Raw genomic sequence first — 17,746 nt, forward strand, 5'->3', positions numbered from 1 at the left:
TCTGACGCTAACGGCGCTAAAAATTTCTTATTTAGAACAACTAAATAGCAAATTTTTGCCTTGCCTACATGGATCTGGGTACCTTAGTGATAACAGGACGCGGTAGCGGAGTTATCGACAAGATTTTCTCGCCTCAAAATAGACCACTTAATTAAGATAATTGGTACAAAACACCGTATTCGAGATCTTGTCATGATAATTACATTAACGGCTGCTGCCTTAAGTTGTACTCTTTCTGGATGTGCTGAGCCCCCTTTGATGACCGAAGAGCTTCAGTCAATAGCCACTCAACATGCTGAGCAGGTGTTTAGTAATGCCGCTATTTATACCGTCACTAAATCTCATCCGTGGGCACAAGCGATGGCTATAAAAAATGGGAAAATCATGTACGTAGGCAGTATGGATGGCATACAGCCTTATATCGGAGACAACACCCGTGTACACGACCTAAAAGGAAAAATGATCTTGCCAGGTCTGCATGATGTTCATATTCACCCTCTAGAATCAGCCTCGGACGCGACACATTTTACGGTGTCGCAATATGACACAGTTGCAGGTTATCAGGATGCGCTTGTGCGAGCCGCTACTGAGCACCCTAATGCTAAATGGCTGATAGGGTATGGCCATAATATTGATACGTTACTGGAGTTGGCTATCCCGCCAAAAATGTTGATAGATGAAGTAATTGCAAATCGACCTGTGGTTATCATGGAGCAGACCTCTCACTCTATGTGGGTAAACACCAAGGCACTTGAGCTTGCCAATATCCATGCGCAAAGTCGCGACCCAGTTGGCGGGGTAATTGGACGCGATGAGCTAGGAGACACCGATGGTATCTTGTATGACAACGCAGGCAATATCGTGATGGATCTTGCGATGCAAGCACAGGGGGATGAAAAGCTCAAAAACTATGATGGTTTTGTCGAATATACGCAACCTACATTACTAAAACACGGTATTACCTCTATCAGCGATGCTCGTGTGTATTGGCAACGTGGTCAGCTTGATACGTGGCAGCAGTTACAAGCTGATGGCGCGTTACAGGTACGAGTCAGTCTAGGGCTTTGGGCTTATCCACAGGCGAATGATGAGCGTCAAATACGAGCACTTAAGTCAATGTATAACGTCACACCAGACAGCATGCTGAAAATAGATCAGATTAAATTTTATATGGATGGTATTTTGATCAATACCACCGCGGCTATGAAAGCGCCATATCATATTGATTTGTTAGCGCGGAGTGAAAATCGTGGCTTGAATTATTTTACACAAGCGCGATTAGAAAAGTATTTAAAGGCGTTAGAGCCGAGCGGCTTCGATTTTAATATTCATGCCATTGGTGATAGAGGAGTACATGAGGCACTAAACGCAATTAGTACAGCATCTAACGGTAAAGCTCGGCATCGTCTTACTCATGTTGAGGTTATTGACCCCAGTGACTACAAAAAGTTTGCTGAGTTAGGTGTGATAGCTGACGCGCAAGTAGCAGGTGAATTTGCACAGCCCTCGCACTGGCAGGAAATGCAGTCTCTACTGGGGCGAAAGCGCGCTGGCAGCCTAGTCCCTATCAAGGGCTTACTCGACCATGGCGCAATGCTGACACTCAGCAGCGACTGGAATGTCAGTACATTGAACCCCTTTGTTGGGATTGCGAATGCGATAAGTCGTCAACCTGAGGCCATTTCTTTAGCACAAGCTATTGCGGCATATACGATTAACGCGGCATACGCGATGCGCCAAGATGATATAGTGGGTAGCTTAGAAGCCGGAAAGCAAGCTGACTTTATTATATTGCAAAATAACTTGTTCGAGTTGACTGCTGAAGAAATCAAAGCAACGAAAGTCGAGCAAACTTGGGTCAATGGTAAGCGCCGCAACTAGCAAGATTTATGCTGCTGCATGTAATGCCATTTTTACCAAGCTAAGCCTGATTTTTGAGATAAAATACTCGTTTTCTCAAGCGTTAGGGAGAATTAAGAACGTAGATATGAATTAGCACAGTGCCAATGTAGTGTTGTTATCGTCATGTTTGCGTTTCAAAAATAACGTATGGACTGTGTGGTAATAGTATAGAATGTCACAGTTTAGGTTAACTGGCCTTAACATTGAGCAAGTATTAAGCGAATTGGCATAAGGAAAAGAAATGGAGCAAGCAGTACGCGTTGGAGTTGGTGTAATCATCATGTATAAAGACAAAATTTTACTTGGTGAGCGCATAGGCGCACATGGTGCCAATACGTGGGCGACCCCTGGTGGGCATTTGGAGTATGGGGAAACCATTGAAACATGTGCCAAAAGAGAAGTGCTTGAAGAAACAGGGTTGAACGTAGTCACCGTAGAAAACCTCGGCTTTACCAATGACTTTTTTGCGCAAGAGCAAAAGCATTACGTGACTTTGTTTGTGAAAGCGACGTGTGATGATCACCATGCACAGGTAAAAGAGCCAGATAAATGTAAGCATTGGCGGTGGTTTGCATTGGATGCGTTGCCGCAGCCTTTGTTTTTACCTTTGACTCATTTTTTAGCCCAGCACAAGCTATAAACATGATGAGCAGGCCGGTGTTGACCAGCCTGCTCAAATGCTCATTACAGTGCGGTGCTGAGGTCAAACTCCCTAGAAACACCTAGCGTCGGCAAAAATGTCTCGGATTGAGTTAATTGTGCTTCGATCCCATAGGTTTTGCGAAGCTGCCCTTTATTCAACACGTGTGCAGGTGCTCCCGATGCAACAAGTTTTCCTTTTTCTAGCAGATATACGGTATCGGCAAAACTGGCTGCAAGTGCCAGATCATGTACTACAGCTATTACACCCGCGCCTTGTTTTGCAATGCTTTGTGCTAGCTTCATGACTTGATATTGGTGGTATAAATCCAGACTGGCTGTCGGTTCATCAATCATCAAATAGCATGGTTTTTTTGCGTCTAAATTTGGCAGTAGCTGGCAAAGTACCCGGGCAAATTGTACCCGCTGCTTTTCTCCCCCTGAAAGTCGAGTAAAGCTGCGCTGTGATAAGTGTTCAACAGATAAAATTTGCATCGCTTTTTTAGAGTAGCGGCGCAATGAATCCACAGTATGACTCTCTTGATGGACATAGTGAGCCATATCTACAATTTCTTGTACACTAAATGGAAACTCACAATCATACTGCTGTGTAAGCACTGCTCGCAGATGTGAAAGTGACAAGCTGTCTATGTCGTGCAACCTTTGCTGGTGGTAGGTGATAGTGCCTTCGCTCAAGGTTATATCGCCACATAGCGCTTTTAGCAGGGTTGACTTTCCTGCGCCATTTGGGCCGAGGACAACTGCAACTTCACCGGGGCGAATAGCAAAGTCGATACCACTGAGCAGTGATTTTTTCCCTACTTGTACACTAACTTTGTTGGCAATTAACATTTTACAGCTCCTTCAAACGATATGTTTTAACCAGCATAATGAGAAAAAATGGGCCACCCAGTGCACTGGTAATAAGGCCTATTGGTAATTCAGAGGGAAGAATGAGAGTACGCGCAAGCAAATCGGCTAAACATAATAAGATGGCACCACCAAGCATTGAAGCGGGCAATAAATATCGATGATCAGGGCCGATTAACAAGCGTACTATATGTGGCACGATAAAGCCGACAAAGCCAATTATACCAGTTAGCGCCACTGCGGCACCTGTACACAAAGCGGTAAAGGCGAACACTTTCTTTTTTAGACTAACGACATCTACTCCCAAATGCTTGGCTTGTTGCTCACCTAATAAGTACAAGTTGAGAGGCTGCGCTAAACGGCTGAAGCCAAAACAACATGCCAGCATCAAACACAGCGAAGGAATGATCATCTGAAAGCTGTTTCCAGCAAGCGACCCCATGCTCCAAAAGGTGAGATCACGTAACTGCTGATCTGAGCTAATTAAGGTTAAAATACCTATTACAGCGCCGACAATCGCATTAACGGCTATTCCCGCTAACAAGAGGCTAACAATCGTAAAGCGATTGCCTTGACTAGATAACCGGTAGATGATGCTACACACACAAAGGCAGCCTAAAAAGGCACCAATTGGCACGGCATAAATTCCGTAGTAAGCGGTAAAGTCACTAAGTAATGAGCTTCCAAGCACGATAGTACTAATTGCACCAAGTGCGGCACCACTTGAAATGCCGATTAAGCCCGGATCGGCAAGAGGGTTTCTGAAAATAGCCTGCATTGCTGCGCCACAAGCACCAAGCCCTGCTCCAACAATAACAGCAAGTACGAGCCTTGGCATACGGATCTGCCAGATCACCGCTTGTTCTAGGGTATCTTCATGACTCGAAAAAAGAATAGCGATTAGGCGCTCATAGCTGATGTCTACCCCACCTACTGTCAAGCCAATTACACTAACCAAAACACAGCCAACAGCAAGTCCTGCAATCATCCATTTTCTAGCGACATCTGCGGGGATCAAAGATTGCTCTAGTGCTAGCATTATAGTGACTCATTTACTGGTGCTGACTGAGCAGCTCGGAATCGGTAATCATTTGGCAAAGTGGTGTTAGGGTGGAGTAATGTTGCCAGCTCGACCACAGCTTGAGGTGTACGTGGACCCATACCAAGTAAGTATGTTCCGTCGATTAATAAAACTCGGTTGTTTTTTACTGCATTTGAGAACTTAAAGTGAGGCACTTGGCTTAAATCCGTCGCTTTTTGATCGCCATGACGCCCCATACTAATAATCACATCAGGGTTCATCGCGATAGCTGACTCAGTTGCTAACGGCTTCCAACCCTCAAAATGTGTGGCTGCAACATTGATCCCTCCTGCTGCGGTGATCACCTCATGTGCTGAGTTTCCCGCTCCAGCAACAATTGGCTGACCGCTGCGAAGACTTAATACAAATAACACTTTTGGTTTGTGGTCGACTTGCTCAAGCACGTGTATCAGTGCTTTTCTATCAGCTTGAATATAGTCAATAAGCGCTTGGCCTTTTTGTTCAACAGCTAGCAGTTGTGCAACTTTGGCTATTTTTGCCTCCACACCTGAGAGATTGTCATTCTCACTAAAAATGTGTGTCTGTAATCCAGTATCTTGGAGTTGTTGTAACACTTTGTCTGGGCCTGTATCGGCTTCGCCAAGGAGGAGATCTGGATTAAGTGACAAAATTCCCTCGACATTAATTTTTCTTACATAACCTATTTGTGGTTTTTGGGTGGCAACAGCTGGGAATACACTTGTGCTATCTACACCTACAATGCGCTTTTGCTCGCCAAGCGCATAGATAATCTCAGTGATAGAGCCGCCAGAAACGACAATCTTTTGGTCACTTTCATCAGCAAAGACTGGCTGCAGCAATGTGGCACAGGTAAGTAATCCAAAGGTCAATAGTGCTGTAATTTTAGCTTTCATTACAAATCCAAACTTGTTATATTTATTGCGAATAGTAACAGTTATCATTTGCTTTTATCAATATGAAATTTATTCTCTGTATTGCAGTGTCCATATTTCTACATGGTTTGTGGTGGATATCGCCAGCTAGTGTGGAGCCGCAGTGGAGCGCAGGTGTCAGCGCCCATGAGGTAAGTAAAGTAACTACACCTTTGGTGCTTTCGTTTTCTTCTCCAACACCAGTAACAGCATCTAAGGCTGTGTCTCAGCCAGTATCATCTCAGTTTAAGGGCGTTACTCATGCACTAAAAAAAAGCCAAGACAGTAAGGCTGAAATAAAACCAGAAACGGCGGCGGTACCGCAAGTGCAGGAAAAACCAGTCAAAACTACAGCACCAGAAGAAATACAAGTTGCTAATAAAACAGAACAGATTGAACCCGTAAAACCTGTGGCAGCTCCTATGGACGCGCCCAAGAAAACGACCCAACAACTTGCGACAGCCCAGCGACCGAGCGAAGTCAGTAACAATGACAATACCCCAGTACGACTCAGTAAGTTGCCGCTATTTAAAGCACCAAGGCCCACTTTGAGTTATCCGCTTAGGGCAAAGCGTCGCGGTCTTGAAGGTGTTAGTATTTTTGAGATTGAACTGAATCAAGAAGGAAGGATCACCAATTTAACGTTAATCAAAAGCAGTGGATACCAAAGCCTAGACACCGCTGCTCGGCAAAATGTTGAGCAGTGGCAGTTTCATCCAGTTATTCATAACGGTAGTGCGGTAAAGGCCTTATTTACCGTACCCATTAAATTTTCTCTATCTTAAAGTGAGTATAAAACAATGCAGTCGTGGTTTTCTCAACTTGGGCCGATGCAATGGCCGTTTCTTTGTTTATCAATTATTGCGTTTGCCATCATCATTGAGCGCTGCTGGGTGCTCAGCCAAGCATGGATAAAGGTACGTAATATTAAGCAAAATAAACAGACTTTCAGGGATCAAAAACGTGCCGCATTATGCTTGCAAGAGTATGTTTTTGAATGGCGAAAGCGCTTAGCTATGTTAAGTATTATTGGCACTTTGAGCCCGCTGATGGGACTGTTTGGTACTGTATGGGGGTTAGTATTGATGTTTAAAACAATAGCTAAAACCCAGCAAGCGGTAACACCTGCACTGTTGGCAGACGGGCTGTGGGAAGCCATGTACTCGACAATGGCTGGATTGGCTATCGCAATGCCATGTCTACTCGTTTATGGGGTATTGCAAGCTGTGGTGGATCGATTTCAAAGTGAATTAACACTGTGTATGAACGCCCAACTTTTATCGACGGGTGAAGCACATGCTTGAATTACCAGCTCCGAAAGCCCAGCATCTTGGCGCCGATCTGACTGCGTTGCTAGATGTGTTATTTATCGTACTTGTGTTCTTACTACTCAGTGTGGCGGTGAAATTAAATGTACTTGAGGTGAACTTACCCAGTGCAGGCGAACAAGCTGAAGTTGAATTGAAGCAAACCCCCAAGGTTGTGAGCCTATTGCTTAGCAATGATGAAGTGAGTTACGCCATTGATGAACAACCCTTTAGCGCTGAGCATACTTTAGTGCAAGCGCTCGCGCATCTAGATAGTTCCGAAGCTATTTTTATTGCTGTAGATAAACATGTACCGAGTGAAGCCCTGGTGTCGTTATTTGCAAAACTAAGCGAATTAAATATCCAAGTTGCAAATCTAATTGTTAAAAGCGAATAAAAATAATTACCATTTAGGTTTAGGTGTGTTATATTGCGCCGCGAAAATCATACTTCACTGAGGAAAGCCTGTATTTATTCTATGGGCATTAGGGACAAACAGGGGCAGAGCTGAAGTATGAATACCAATAACGACACTTGGAGTATTCTTATGCGTTTATCTAAATTAACTCTTTTCATCGCGCTTGCAACTTCTGCCACCTGGGTGCAAGCAGCTTCATCTGCTACTCAATCATCCGAAGTAATAAAAACCGATCTTGATGCAGTTACGGTAACTGCCACTCGTACACAAAAAACAGCTTTACAGTCTGCGCAGGCAGTGAATGTTATTTCTTCAGAGCAGATTGAGCGTAAGCTGGACAGTAATGTGTTTGATACCCTAGACACCATTGCAAACGTTTCAGCGAATGGTGGGCCAAGATCGACGGGTCATAAATTTAATATCCGTGGTTTTAGTGACGCAGAGGATGTAATGGTTACCATCGATGGTATGTTGCAGACTTTTGAAAAGTATCGCATGGGAAGCTTATTTACAGATCCTGATCTCTATCGCTCCATTAGCATTAAGCGCGGTACTAGCACAGTACTGCATGGTGGCGGAGCGCTTGGTGGTGTTGTGCAATTTGAGTTAAAAGATGCAGCTGACTTTTTGCAAGATGGTGAATCTGCGGGAGCCAAAGTAAAACTGGGCTATGACAGCAATAATGAACAAAAAAATGGTTCAGTTGTAGCTTTCGCAAGACCCAATGACTCATTGGATATTCTTGGCGCAATAGTCAAGCGAGAGAGTGATGATTGGGAACTTTCCAATGATGAAACGCTAGAAAACTCTGCGATTGAAAATAGTTCTGTATTGCTCAAAGGGGAATACTTTCTTAGCGATGATGCGATTATTGGCGCAAGTTATACACAAACTAAAGACGACCAAAGAACTGAGTTCAATACCACAGATCCCGGCGCATGGGGCACAGTATATCGTGAAGTTGAACAGTCAGTTGCTAACCTCAGCTATGAATATAACCCCGCTAACAATACCTTAATTGATTTGAGTGCCAAAGTTGGTTTCACCAGCAGTGAGGTTACCGAATCTGATGGGGTAGGGATGTTAAAAGACTATATCGGTATTGAGTCAAACTACGAATACAATATCACCACCTTAGATGTAATGAATACCAGTGTCTTAGGGTCACATACTGTAACTTACGGGGTGCAGTATACCGATAAAGAAAGAATTGGAGAAAAGACTGCATTACCCTGTCTAAAAATTAATTATGAGACGTATGCTTGTGAGCAATACGGCACTACTCCAACTATTGCTGAGATGACATCACAACCTGGAGGCACACAAAAACGCTCAGGTGTGTATATTCAGGATGAATTTACTTGGCAGCAACTTACCGTGATTGCAGGGCTTCGTTATGAGCGTTACAGCACCTCGCCAACTGCTAAATTTCAACAAGCTTTTTCAACACTGGATACTAAATTGACACACAGCGACTGGGCAGGAGCGCTTAGCGTAAACTATCAATTGACGCCACAATGGGCTGTATTTGCAAACCGCCAAGAAGGTTTTCGAGCTCCTCTAATTGACGAGTTGTATGACCAATACGGAGGCAGGCAGCCAGGCTTAGAGTTGGACGTAGAATATAGTAACAACACTGAAGTGGGTGTGACTTATCAGGCAAATAACATACTTACAGACAACGACACATTAACCGCACGTTTTATTTACTTTGATATTTCGGTGGATGATGAGATCACATCAGTCACCAGTAACGTTATAAACCCTGTCCCTGCACCGCGTTATGCTAATAGGGCAAGCAACGACAGAGATGGTGTTGAGTTAGAAGTGAATTTTGCAACACCACGTTTTTACAGCAACTTTACCTACAGTGATATTGATGGCGAAGATCAAAATAACGAACCACTTTGGTATTTACCAGCTGATAAAATCGCTCTGGATTTAGGTACATCATTGTTTGATAACTCACTACAGGTTGGCGCGCAAATAGTGCGACGTGGCTCGCGCGATGTACAAGTGATGGATAGAGCAACTAGGCAATATGCTACACAAACGCAAAAGAGTTACACCCTGACTGACTTGTATGCAAGTTGGGACATTAATAGTGCTTTTAACCTAAGAGTAGCCATTGATAATGTCTTTAACAAAGAATACAAACTTATGGCTGGTACAGGTGGTGGCATTGGTGACTATGGCTTTGGCCGTAACATTAAAACCCAGATCAGCTGGCGCTTTTAAGGAGAGATCATGAACCAACTTATTCAAGACTATAAAACGTTACTTGTGGGTGAGCCAAGGCTTCGACCAGTTGATGCTGCAATGCAATTGGGGGTGAGTGAGGCCGAACTGTTATATGCTCAGCTTGATGAACCGGTAACAGCGTCAATAACGCGCTTAGATGAGGCGCAGTTGCCTGAGATTCTCAAAAGCTTAAAAAAATTAGGCAAGGTCATGGCATTGACTCGCAATGGCTCGGTAGTCAATGAGATCAAAGGAGTGTATGAAAAGCTATATGTCTCAGAGAATAACGGGAAATTAAGTGGCATTGCTATTAATCCCGGAGGCATTGACTTAAGGCTATTTTTATATCGCTGGCAAAGTGCCTTTTTAGTTGAAACTGAGCGCCACACAAGCTTCCAATTTTTTGATAAACATGGGTGTGCAGTACACAAAGTATATACGACTGCCGATTCAGATTTTAATGAGCTAGTAAATATAAAAGCACGCTATCAATCGACATCATCGCGCCCATTGACCGTTGTACCTTTTGAGTCAGCAGAGGTTGAATTAACATCACCGAGCACATCGCAGCTAGACAACTTTAGAGCGCAATGGGGTGAACTTGAAGATGTACACCACTTTCCAAAATTGCTAGCGTCGCATCAACTTGAGCGCTTACAAGCACTGGAATTGGTAGGCTCACCATGGAGTTTTGAGCTTCAGAATTTTGCACTTGAAGATATTTTTCAACAGGCAAAAACATTCAAGCAAGAGATCATGGTATTCGTAGGTAATCAAGGTGCGGTGCAGATTTTTTCTGGCAAAGTCGACAACCTCAAACAAGTTGGCTCTTGGTATAATGTGCTAGACCCTGATTTTAACCTGCACATAAAAGCTGATGAGCTAACACGTGCATTTGTGGTTAGAAAACCAACGGATAATGGGGACACTGTGGTGACTTCAATAGAGTTTTTCGATGCCAATCGTGAGACGGTATTAACATTGTTTGGTCGCAGAATTGAAGGCAAAAAACAAACCAACGAATGGCAAGCACTGTGTGAAAGGTTGATCCATAAAGGCCAAGTCGCTGCATAATACTTGAGCTAGTATGAGGCTAGTGATATTGAAGAGGGCTCTATAAACGAGCCCTTTTACTCAAAGGTAGAAAATGGACGCTTTAGCTATCCACGTTGCGGGTTGGTAGTTTTAGTTGGGAATATTGGCTGTGTTACACTCAAAAAAAGTAGCTTTTATTAACTATCTAAAACCTTTTACTATTAAAAAGTGAAAGGAATATTTACGTCATTAACTCTTTTTATTTTTGGTACATAAAGTGAATGAATGTCCTTATATATAAAAGTTTATTTATTAATAGCCATGCTTGAGGTTCATCACTATTGGTTTCAAGCAATTAAGTTAGATCTTATTATACCTCTTCAAATTCAGGCTTTATTAAACCGAAACATTTTAAATCATGAAACTTGCCTTTCCAAAAACCGCTGGATCTTCGAATGCCTTCTTGCTTAAAGCCCAGTTTTCTTAATACGGATTCAGATGCAGTATTTCCAAGCATAGTATCACCTTGGATCCTGTATACCTGACCAAAGAGGGTGTCGTTGTAAAAAGCAAATTGGATAATGGCACTTAAAGCTTCTGATGCTAAACCACTACCCCAATAACAAGAAGATAACTCATATCCAATTGTCGCATTTTTCATATTGGTATTCCAAGAATTAAAACCGCAAGTCCCAACTAACTCCCCTGTGTCCTTATCTCGAATTGCCCATCTTATTCCTGTTTTACCTGCAAACCGTTTATTGAAAAAATTAATAAGCTCTAAAGACTGTTGCTCAGACTCAAAGACATCAATATCATAAAACTTAACTACCTTTTCATCAGAAAAAATCTTAAATAAAGCGTTTTTATCTTCATTTTCAAGTTGGTTTAAAATTAGTCGTGATGTTTTTATTTTTGGAAAATTCACTTTGCCTTTCCTTGAAAAATAACACAAAAATATCTCGATAATATTTTTGGTAGTTTCGCTAAATGCCAAAATTAATTACAAATTAAGAGGTTGTGGAAATTGCAGACTCTCACCAAAACATAATCTCTCTTGCAATAGATGTCCGAGTTATTTTCTCAAGCAATTATTACTACTCAGATACCACTGCATCAATTTCAGTTTCCACCAGCCACTCAGGATCAATGAAACCTTTAACCTCGACAAACGTACAAGCAGGACGCTGAGTCGAAAATAGCTCTCCATGGGCTTTAGCTGCTTGTTCCCACTCTTTGATATTAGTGAGCATTATCCTAGTGCGAATGACATCTTCAATGCTGCCACCAGCTTCTTCAATCGCTTTGAGCGAAATCTCCAAACAATATTTCGTTTGTTCATACACGTTTCCAATAAATACCGTTTTACCATTGGCTATCGGAGCGGTGCCAGCTACGGCTATGTTTTGACCTATACGACACGCGCGAGAGAACCCAATTGGTTCCTCTAGATGAGAACCAGAACTTACCAGCTTTCGCATATTCTTTCCTTAGCGCTATAACAGTAAATAAGCGTTAACTCTTGATTACCCACTTATCTACAATTGAAAAACAAAGCTTAAGCTAAATTTATTATGTAGTTTTAATAACCTATCAGCGATAAATTATAATATCAATGAATAAGTCGCCAATCCACGGACACACACTCCACGCTCAATATAAGTACAAAGTGCAGTAAGAAAGCTGAAGAGAAGTCACAGGTTCCAAGGTTGTACAGATAGAAGTTGCAGTGGGTGCCTGTGTTAGTCTTTATAAATTATCACGACTAGTCAAAATAACACTTACCTTTATGTATTTCATACAATTAACTCCGTAAATGTAAGATAACATCAGCCTCGATTCTGCTTAAAATTGAGCGCCCACAATCAGATTCAAGGTCAATTTCAACCCAGCCATCCGAACCCATAAATTCAGCATGAGAGAAACTGATCGCTGCAGTCACTGGCATAAAACCTTTTAATCTGAATATCCCTATTGGGGTTTGAATTCTAGTGATTGTAAATTCCATCTACATTTCTCTGTGGCGATCTTGTAAAAGTAAGATAACAAAGAACTTTGGCAAGCTCTAACAATTAATTTTAGAGCTTATATCATGAAGAACTCATACGCGAAGAAAAGTGCGCTACGTACAGTCAACTCAGTAAATGTATTTTATTAGTCTAAACTATGAGTAAGCAGCTGGTGGCAGGTGTACTTATGAGAATACAACTCATCTACCTTGTTTTTTTATTCACATTAACTTCAATACAAGCACAGCCAAAAATAACTAAGCTGACAGGTGGGCATAATGCGTGGCCACCCTATATCGAAGAAAACGGCAAGGGTCTTATCAATGATATTGTGTCGGCAGCCTTTCGAGCACAAGGAATTGAATTTGAAATAAAAACCGCACCATTTAGCCGTATTGTGATGATGGTTGAAGATAGACAAATAGATTTAGTCGTGGCGCTTTGGACAACCGAAGAAAGGCGTAAAAACTTCTTATTTAGCGCGCCTTACTTTTACAATGAACTGGTACTAGTCAGTAAAAAGACCAACTCAATCGACTATCAGGGGCTTGAAAGCTTGCGTTATCGAAGTGTAGCGACTGTTCGAGGGTATGGTTATCACGTATTACTCGATAGTATTGATGAATTAGGCATAATCGATGTACTTAATTTACACACTTGCTTGGAGCAGGTGAATAAAGGAAGAGCTGAAGTTGCCATTGCAGATTATCTTGCGTTTGAATATGAGCGCTCAAAAAAGCTTGAATACAATCAACTACAAGCGTATCACCCTGCGCTTATTCACTGGCCGCTTCATATAGGCGTGAGCATGTTGCACCCCAATGCCGACCAGATCATTAAGCGCTTCAACCTTGGTCTTGCCCAAATCCAAGGAAGTGGTGAATATAATAAGATCTTGTCCACGTACATAGAAGATAATCGATTTAAAGTGGCTTTGAGCACCGTCCCTTAACTTCCTTTATATAGTATTCACAATAATATATATAAAAATATTGTGTTAGTTTTTAACTTGTTACCATCATAAATACCGGATTTGAGTTGTCATAGAGAGCGTTTTGAACAGTTAATAATCCAAGTTTTAAAAATAAGACGAATAAAGCGCCTCATGTTGTGGTCAAATATCTTTGAATAAGATAAGCTCGCCGCCAGTTATGTGACTGGCTAGAAATAATAGTAAAGTTCAAACAAGGATGTATTTTACCCCGATTGTTCGCATGTTACGCGTCGCTGTTGCTTGTGTTCGTTTACCTTACATCCTGTCTCACCCTTTGCGCCATCAAAGCCAGTTTGTAGTACACACAACCAACAAGGAAACCGCATCATGACTCAACACTATTTTGGCAATTGGTATAATGATTATACCTCAGGGAATCTAACTGTATTGAAAAACGCATTGGAAGCGGGAGATACCAAAACAGTGGCTGCGCTTAGTGAAGAATTATTTGATAGTTATCTTGATGTAACCGCAGCGTTAGAGATAAAAGAAATTGAAAAATATGCTGAAATAATGGGAGATGTGCTCACTGATATCAAGCTTGATGTTTGCATGGGAGAATTGGTGGATCACCATCAGCCAGATTATATTGAAATGGCTTGTCGCAATAGTATTGCGCTTGGAATTGGCTTCCCATTTTATGACTATTACTCAACTGAAATGACCGCAAACCGAATGGAGTTTGATGTTGAGTTTTTCGAAAGTACAGTTGAGCCTGGTTTCAAGCAATTGCATCAAGCTGGGAGAATGTCTATCACTGTATTTTTCAAATTAGTGTGTGATATCGTGGGTTATCTAGATCCCATTCCATATACAGCTGATTATCTGTTCCGTTTACTACAACGTCCTGAGATTGACATTAGTACGTTTTCAGAAGAGGAATTCACCGAGTGCCTCGACGTATGCTTCGGTTTTTATCATCTTAACCCTGAAATTTTCCGCTTGTTTGTAAAGCAAGCCAAGGGTCGTAAGGCGACCGAATCAACCGAGGTATGGCAAGAATCTCGGGAGTATTATTTAATCACCTATCAGTTCACTTCATCTTTCGGTGAACGCTGTGCTTGGTATGAACACGAGGAATCATACATTGCTGCCTTCACTGAGCTTAAACATAGCGGAATAGTTTCTGATGTAGAGGCAGAGGTTGTCGATTGTCTAAGAGCGGATCGGCTAGATAAGTTAGCAGAAGTGTTTATTAACGCATAAACAAATACTATCAGATAAAACTTATTGGTTTTATTTGGTCAACATGCTGCGAAATTAGATAGCAGACACCCATCGTAATATAGATACAAATTTGAGAGGGTGTCTGTGTTAATTTGCTTTAACTCTCATTATTGCTTTGAATTAACTTTGGGTTGGCTAGCCTTTTATATAGTATTTTTATATCGACATACTTGTGTAGCACTAACTTTATAATGTTCGACGATTGAATCGACTGAAACTTCAAATTGTAAAGATATGTCGATATAACAGTTCGGATCTGTTTTACTTGCTATGGTATCTAATGTTACGTAGTTAGAAGTGCCAGTAAGGCTTTTTATCATAGTAGACTTTTTGTCTTCTTTTGGTGTGTTAGAAGATAACCAATCTTTAAAATCATTATAATTATTGGATTTTTGACGTTGTTCTTCGATTTTAGCGTTCCACTCATCTACTACTTGTTTGCTAATTTTACTATCTACTTTTTGTTGTTCAGAGCACCCTAGCAGGTTAACCAATACCAAAAGGATAAATAAAAGCGAGTCACGCCGTATAGTGATATAACGCCCGTTAGAGCGATAGGTTAGCAGTTTAAATCCAAACATCATTTTCAGCAGTTAGCTCGCCAACTCTTTCACCTGTGTTGATAACACCCCTTGGCTCAACGAGTAACACCTTACACTCCGCTCTAGCGGATGGCTTGTGTTCAACACCTTTGGGGACAACAAACATTTCGCCCTCTGCAAGCGCAATTTCACTATCTCGAAACTCGATTACCATTTCACCCTCAATCACTAGAAAAACCTCATCAGTGTCATCATGCTTGTGCCAAGTAAAATCATCTTTAAATTTGGCTAATTTAAATTGATAGTCGTTCATTTCAGCAATAACTTTGGGAGCCCAGAATTCGCTGAACATTGAAAATTTTTCTTTTAAATTGATTTTTTCTTTCAAGTGAAAACCTCTCTAGATTGAACTAACTAATACTTTTCTCAATGACGGTAAAATAGCTGGGCAAATCAGCGTAGCTTTTGCTTTGGCTTAACGATGTACCCATTACACCTAAAGCTGGTTACATAAGCAATTATATTTTTATACATATATTGGGTGTACTGTATTTTCCTGAGTTGGTAAATGACCATTTTAAGGGGTAAAAATTACAGGCTACCCACTACAGCATAGATGCAAATTGTGGTGGGTGTCTGTGTTAGGGTATGTTGCTGTTTCGCTTCAAATCCAGCGGCGAACTTTTCTACAGTATGCTTCATATTCTCTACCAAACTTGGCGTGCATCATTCGCTCTTCGTACGGTATATACCATCTATCAGTTATTAAGAAGAAAGCAGCTGTCAGTAACAAAGATGAAAGAGAGCCACCTAAAAGTATAGCAAAACCAAATATGGCGATAGTGAATCCAAGGTACATCGGGTTTCGAGTATATTTATAAATCCCACTTGCTACCAAGACCGTTGGTTCATCAAACGCCATAATGTTAGTCTCGAGTTTTTTTGAATAACTTTTTACCTGTCATTGAAATGACAAAGCCAATACCAATAATAGATATGCCAATTAGGTTATATGGAAAACCGAATGAATGTGGGAAGCCTGCTGCTCAGCAAATAAGGCCCATAGCAATAATAAAAATTAAGAACAAAAATGGTGGTAACAGCATTTTCATCTAAGCACTCCTTTGATAAAGCTTGAGCATACAAGAATCATTTTATCAGTACCTTGACCTATGTTAAGCCTATCTCGCGACGAATACACGAGAGCGTAACATTCGTAATACCTAAATACATCGCAATACGGCGAAGGGCATACACTGACAGTCATCACTGAATGTATTTAGAAACGCCCCTTCGCAGATAGTAAAATAAAGCCAGCCTCTCTCTTTTCTTTCTTCCACACTCAGTGTTTTAACATTTTGCGCACTAAGTCTCCCCAACTATTATTTAGCTTATACTTGCAAAATCCCTGCCTTTTCTGACCAAGGATTTATTGCGTTCGTTGCCACTTTGATCAATATAAAAATACCGATCTACACCACAAAGAACAAAGCGGACATCGAGGGGAAAATCGCCATTTGAAAAGATGTACTCCTTTGAACAGCAGTGCCTGCAACTAAAAAACACGAGCGCGGTGCTCATATCTGAAGAGCTTATAGTAGAATGTGTTATGTAGGCGTTTTATTCAGTGGTTGCAATAGTGTTACCTCTACTAAACAAACAAATTAAAAAGCACTACGCTTTATTCAGGTATGGGCAACCGTAGTACTTAAACGCTTTCATATCACGCTATATTGTTAAAATGCTAACTGTTGCGGATCACTTAATTAAGCGAATTGCTATAAAAGCGCTCTAACTTATCTAAAAAATCATGCAGCTTTTGATTCATTTCTTGGTAGTCATGATTAAGTAATACCTCTGGTTCGTCGACAAATCGATAGTGAGACGCTTTAGTTAAGTCCTCATTTGCCATAAGTAATGCGACGACTTCTTTCGTTAACTCCATATGGCACTGAAAGCCATATACCAACTCTTGATAGGCGACAATTTGCCTTGGGCACCCCTCGCTATATGCAATTACTTGTGCTCCATTGGTAAGCCCTGGCATATCATTATGCCAATGACCCACATCCAATACTTGCCCAAAATGACTAAATAGCGGGTGTTGCATCCCGGCTTCTGTCAAGGTTATCGGGTATTTTCCGATTTCACGTTCAGGGCTAGGTTCAAATGTTGCTCCTAGTGCTTCACCAATAAGCTGGGCTCCTAAGCATATACCAAGCACAACTTTTCCTGCTGTAATGGAGCTTAAAATGATAGCTTGCTCACTTTTAGCATCGAAATGTGGGCATTGTTCAATCGTTGTTGACGGATCTTGAGGGCCGCCCATTACTATTAAAAAATCTATGTCTTCGATACTTTTTGGAAGTGGTTCGGCTTGATAAACTCGTGAGTAGGTGATGGTGTGGCCGCGTTTTTCAGCCCATACTTCATAGGCACCGGGCGCTTCAAAATGTTCATGGATGATAAAGTGAATATTCATCTTTCAACCTTTCGATTAATGTAAGCTATAGATGTTATATCAAATTATCATGGCGTCATTTATAATAACTGACGTTTAATGTTGATAAGTCGCCAAGATGCAAGCA

18 protein-coding genes are annotated in these 17,746 nt (G+C 41.4%); 9 read left to right on the top strand and 9 right to left on the bottom strand.

Going from position 1 to position 17,746, the window contains the following annotated elements; translation table 11 throughout:
• The first annotated feature begins 192 nt into the window (after positions 1-192).
• Positions 193-1,881 carry an amidohydrolase gene (locus EAG18_RS12145; protein ID WP_125252644.1) on the top strand — a complete coding sequence of 563 codons (1,689 nt, stop codon included), beginning with the start codon at positions 193-195 and terminating at the stop codon, positions 1,879-1,881.
• A 262-nt stretch (positions 1,882-2,143) separates the two neighbouring features.
• A complete protein-coding gene (locus tag EAG18_RS12150) occupies positions 2,144-2,542 on the top strand; it encodes an NUDIX hydrolase (RefSeq protein ID WP_125252645.1) in 399 nt (132 codons plus the stop codon).
• 44 nt (positions 2,543-2,586) lie between these two features.
• Here EAG18_RS12150 and EAG18_RS12155 read toward each other — a convergent pair whose 3' ends face one another.
• Genes EAG18_RS12155 through EAG18_RS12165 form a run of 3 tightly spaced genes read right to left on the bottom strand, consistent with a single transcriptional unit; the run spans position 2,587 to position 5,367 of the window.
• Positions 2,587-3,393 (bottom strand): heme ABC transporter ATP-binding protein, encoded by an 807-nt coding sequence (locus EAG18_RS12155; RefSeq protein ID WP_125252646.1) that lies wholly within the window; start codon positions 3,391-3,393, stop codon positions 2,587-2,589.
• Between the two features lies 1 nt (position 3,394).
• A complete protein-coding gene (locus tag EAG18_RS12160) occupies positions 3,395-4,450 on the bottom strand; it encodes an iron ABC transporter permease (protein WP_125252647.1) in 1,056 nt (351 codons plus the stop codon).
• Entirely contained in the window at positions 4,450-5,367 is a 918-nt protein-coding gene (locus tag EAG18_RS12165; RefSeq protein WP_125252648.1) for an ABC transporter substrate-binding protein, read from the bottom strand. The genes EAG18_RS12160 and EAG18_RS12165 overlap by 1 nt, the downstream gene beginning before the upstream one ends.
• A 62-nt stretch (positions 5,368-5,429) precedes the next feature.
• Here EAG18_RS12165 and EAG18_RS12170 point away from each other — a divergent pair, with 62 nt between their 5' ends.
• The 5 genes from EAG18_RS12170 to EAG18_RS12190 all read left to right on the top strand — a co-directional run bounded on the left by EAG18_RS12170 (position 5,430) and on the right by EAG18_RS12190 (position 10,425).
• A complete protein-coding gene (locus tag EAG18_RS12170; protein WP_125252649.1) occupies positions 5,430-6,170 on the top strand; it encodes an energy transducer TonB in 741 nt (246 codons plus the stop codon).
• A 15-nt stretch (positions 6,171-6,185) separates the two neighbouring features.
• Complete coding sequence (locus EAG18_RS12175) at positions 6,186-6,689, top strand: MotA/TolQ/ExbB proton channel family protein (RefSeq protein WP_125252650.1); 504 nt, start codon at positions 6,186-6,188, stop codon at positions 6,687-6,689.
• On the top strand, positions 6,682-7,089 hold the full coding sequence (locus EAG18_RS12180; protein ID WP_125252651.1) for a biopolymer transporter ExbD: 408 nt from the start codon (positions 6,682-6,684) through the stop codon (positions 7,087-7,089). The genes EAG18_RS12175 and EAG18_RS12180 overlap by 8 nt, the downstream gene beginning before the upstream one ends.
• Positions 7,090-7,239: 150 nt before the next feature.
• Positions 7,240-9,348: a TonB-dependent receptor gene (locus EAG18_RS12185; protein ID WP_125252652.1), complete on the top strand. Its 2,109-nt coding sequence runs from the start codon at positions 7,240-7,242 to the stop codon at positions 9,346-9,348.
• A 9-nt stretch (positions 9,349-9,357) separates the two neighbouring features.
• Positions 9,358-10,425, top strand: a complete 1,068-nt coding sequence (locus EAG18_RS12190; RefSeq protein WP_125252653.1) for a ChuX/HutX family heme-like substrate-binding protein — start codon at positions 9,358-9,360, stop codon at positions 10,423-10,425.
• 331 nt (positions 10,426-10,756) lie between these two features.
• Here EAG18_RS12190 and EAG18_RS12195 read toward each other — a convergent pair whose 3' ends face one another.
• Entirely contained in the window at positions 10,757-11,314 is a 558-nt protein-coding gene (locus EAG18_RS12195) for a GNAT family protein (RefSeq protein WP_125252654.1), read from the bottom strand.
• Positions 11,315-11,483: 169 nt separating this feature from the next.
• Positions 11,484-11,867 carry a RidA family protein gene (locus tag EAG18_RS12200; protein ID WP_125252655.1) on the bottom strand — a complete coding sequence of 128 codons (384 nt, stop codon included), beginning with the start codon at positions 11,865-11,867 and terminating at the stop codon, positions 11,484-11,486.
• Positions 11,868-12,582: 715 nt separating this feature from the next.
• Here EAG18_RS12200 and EAG18_RS12205 point away from each other — a divergent pair.
• Together EAG18_RS12205 and EAG18_RS12210 are read left to right on the top strand one after the other, a co-directional pair.
• A complete protein-coding gene (locus EAG18_RS12205; RefSeq protein ID WP_185745594.1) occupies positions 12,583-13,347 on the top strand; it encodes a transporter substrate-binding domain-containing protein in 765 nt (254 codons plus the stop codon).
• A gap of 369 nt (positions 13,348-13,716) precedes the next feature.
• Complete coding sequence (locus EAG18_RS12210; protein WP_125252657.1) at positions 13,717-14,595, top strand: hypothetical protein; 879 nt, start codon at positions 13,717-13,719, stop codon at positions 14,593-14,595.
• Positions 14,596-14,759: 164 nt separating this feature from the next.
• Here EAG18_RS12210 and EAG18_RS12215 read toward each other — a convergent pair whose 3' ends face one another.
• The 4 genes from EAG18_RS12215 to EAG18_RS12230 all read right to left on the bottom strand — a co-directional run bounded on the left by EAG18_RS12215 (position 14,760) and on the right by EAG18_RS12230 (position 17,640).
• The gene (locus tag EAG18_RS12215; protein WP_125252658.1) at positions 14,760-15,200 is read right to left on the bottom strand and encodes a hypothetical protein; all 441 of its coding nucleotides are present in this window, start codon (positions 15,198-15,200) and stop codon (positions 14,760-14,762) included.
• Positions 15,184-15,546: a cupin domain-containing protein gene (locus EAG18_RS12220; RefSeq protein ID WP_275557287.1), complete on the bottom strand. Its 363-nt coding sequence runs from the start codon at positions 15,544-15,546 to the stop codon at positions 15,184-15,186. The genes EAG18_RS12215 and EAG18_RS12220 overlap by 17 nt, the downstream gene beginning before the upstream one ends.
• Before the next feature lie 276 nt (positions 15,547-15,822).
• Entirely contained in the window at positions 15,823-16,080 is a 258-nt protein-coding gene (locus EAG18_RS22375; RefSeq protein WP_275557288.1) for an isoprenylcysteine carboxylmethyltransferase family protein, read from the bottom strand.
• An 840-nt stretch (positions 16,081-16,920) separates the two neighbouring features.
• Positions 16,921-17,640 (bottom strand): type 1 glutamine amidotransferase, encoded by a 720-nt coding sequence (locus tag EAG18_RS12230; protein ID WP_125252659.1) that lies wholly within the window; start codon positions 17,638-17,640, stop codon positions 16,921-16,923.
• Positions 17,641-17,746: the final 106 nt, after the last annotated feature.

It is taken from the genome of Pseudoalteromonas sp. J010, from assembly GCF_003934235.1.
In the GTDB taxonomy this organism is placed as follows: domain Bacteria; phylum Pseudomonadota; class Gammaproteobacteria; order Enterobacterales; family Alteromonadaceae; genus Pseudoalteromonas; species Pseudoalteromonas peptidolytica.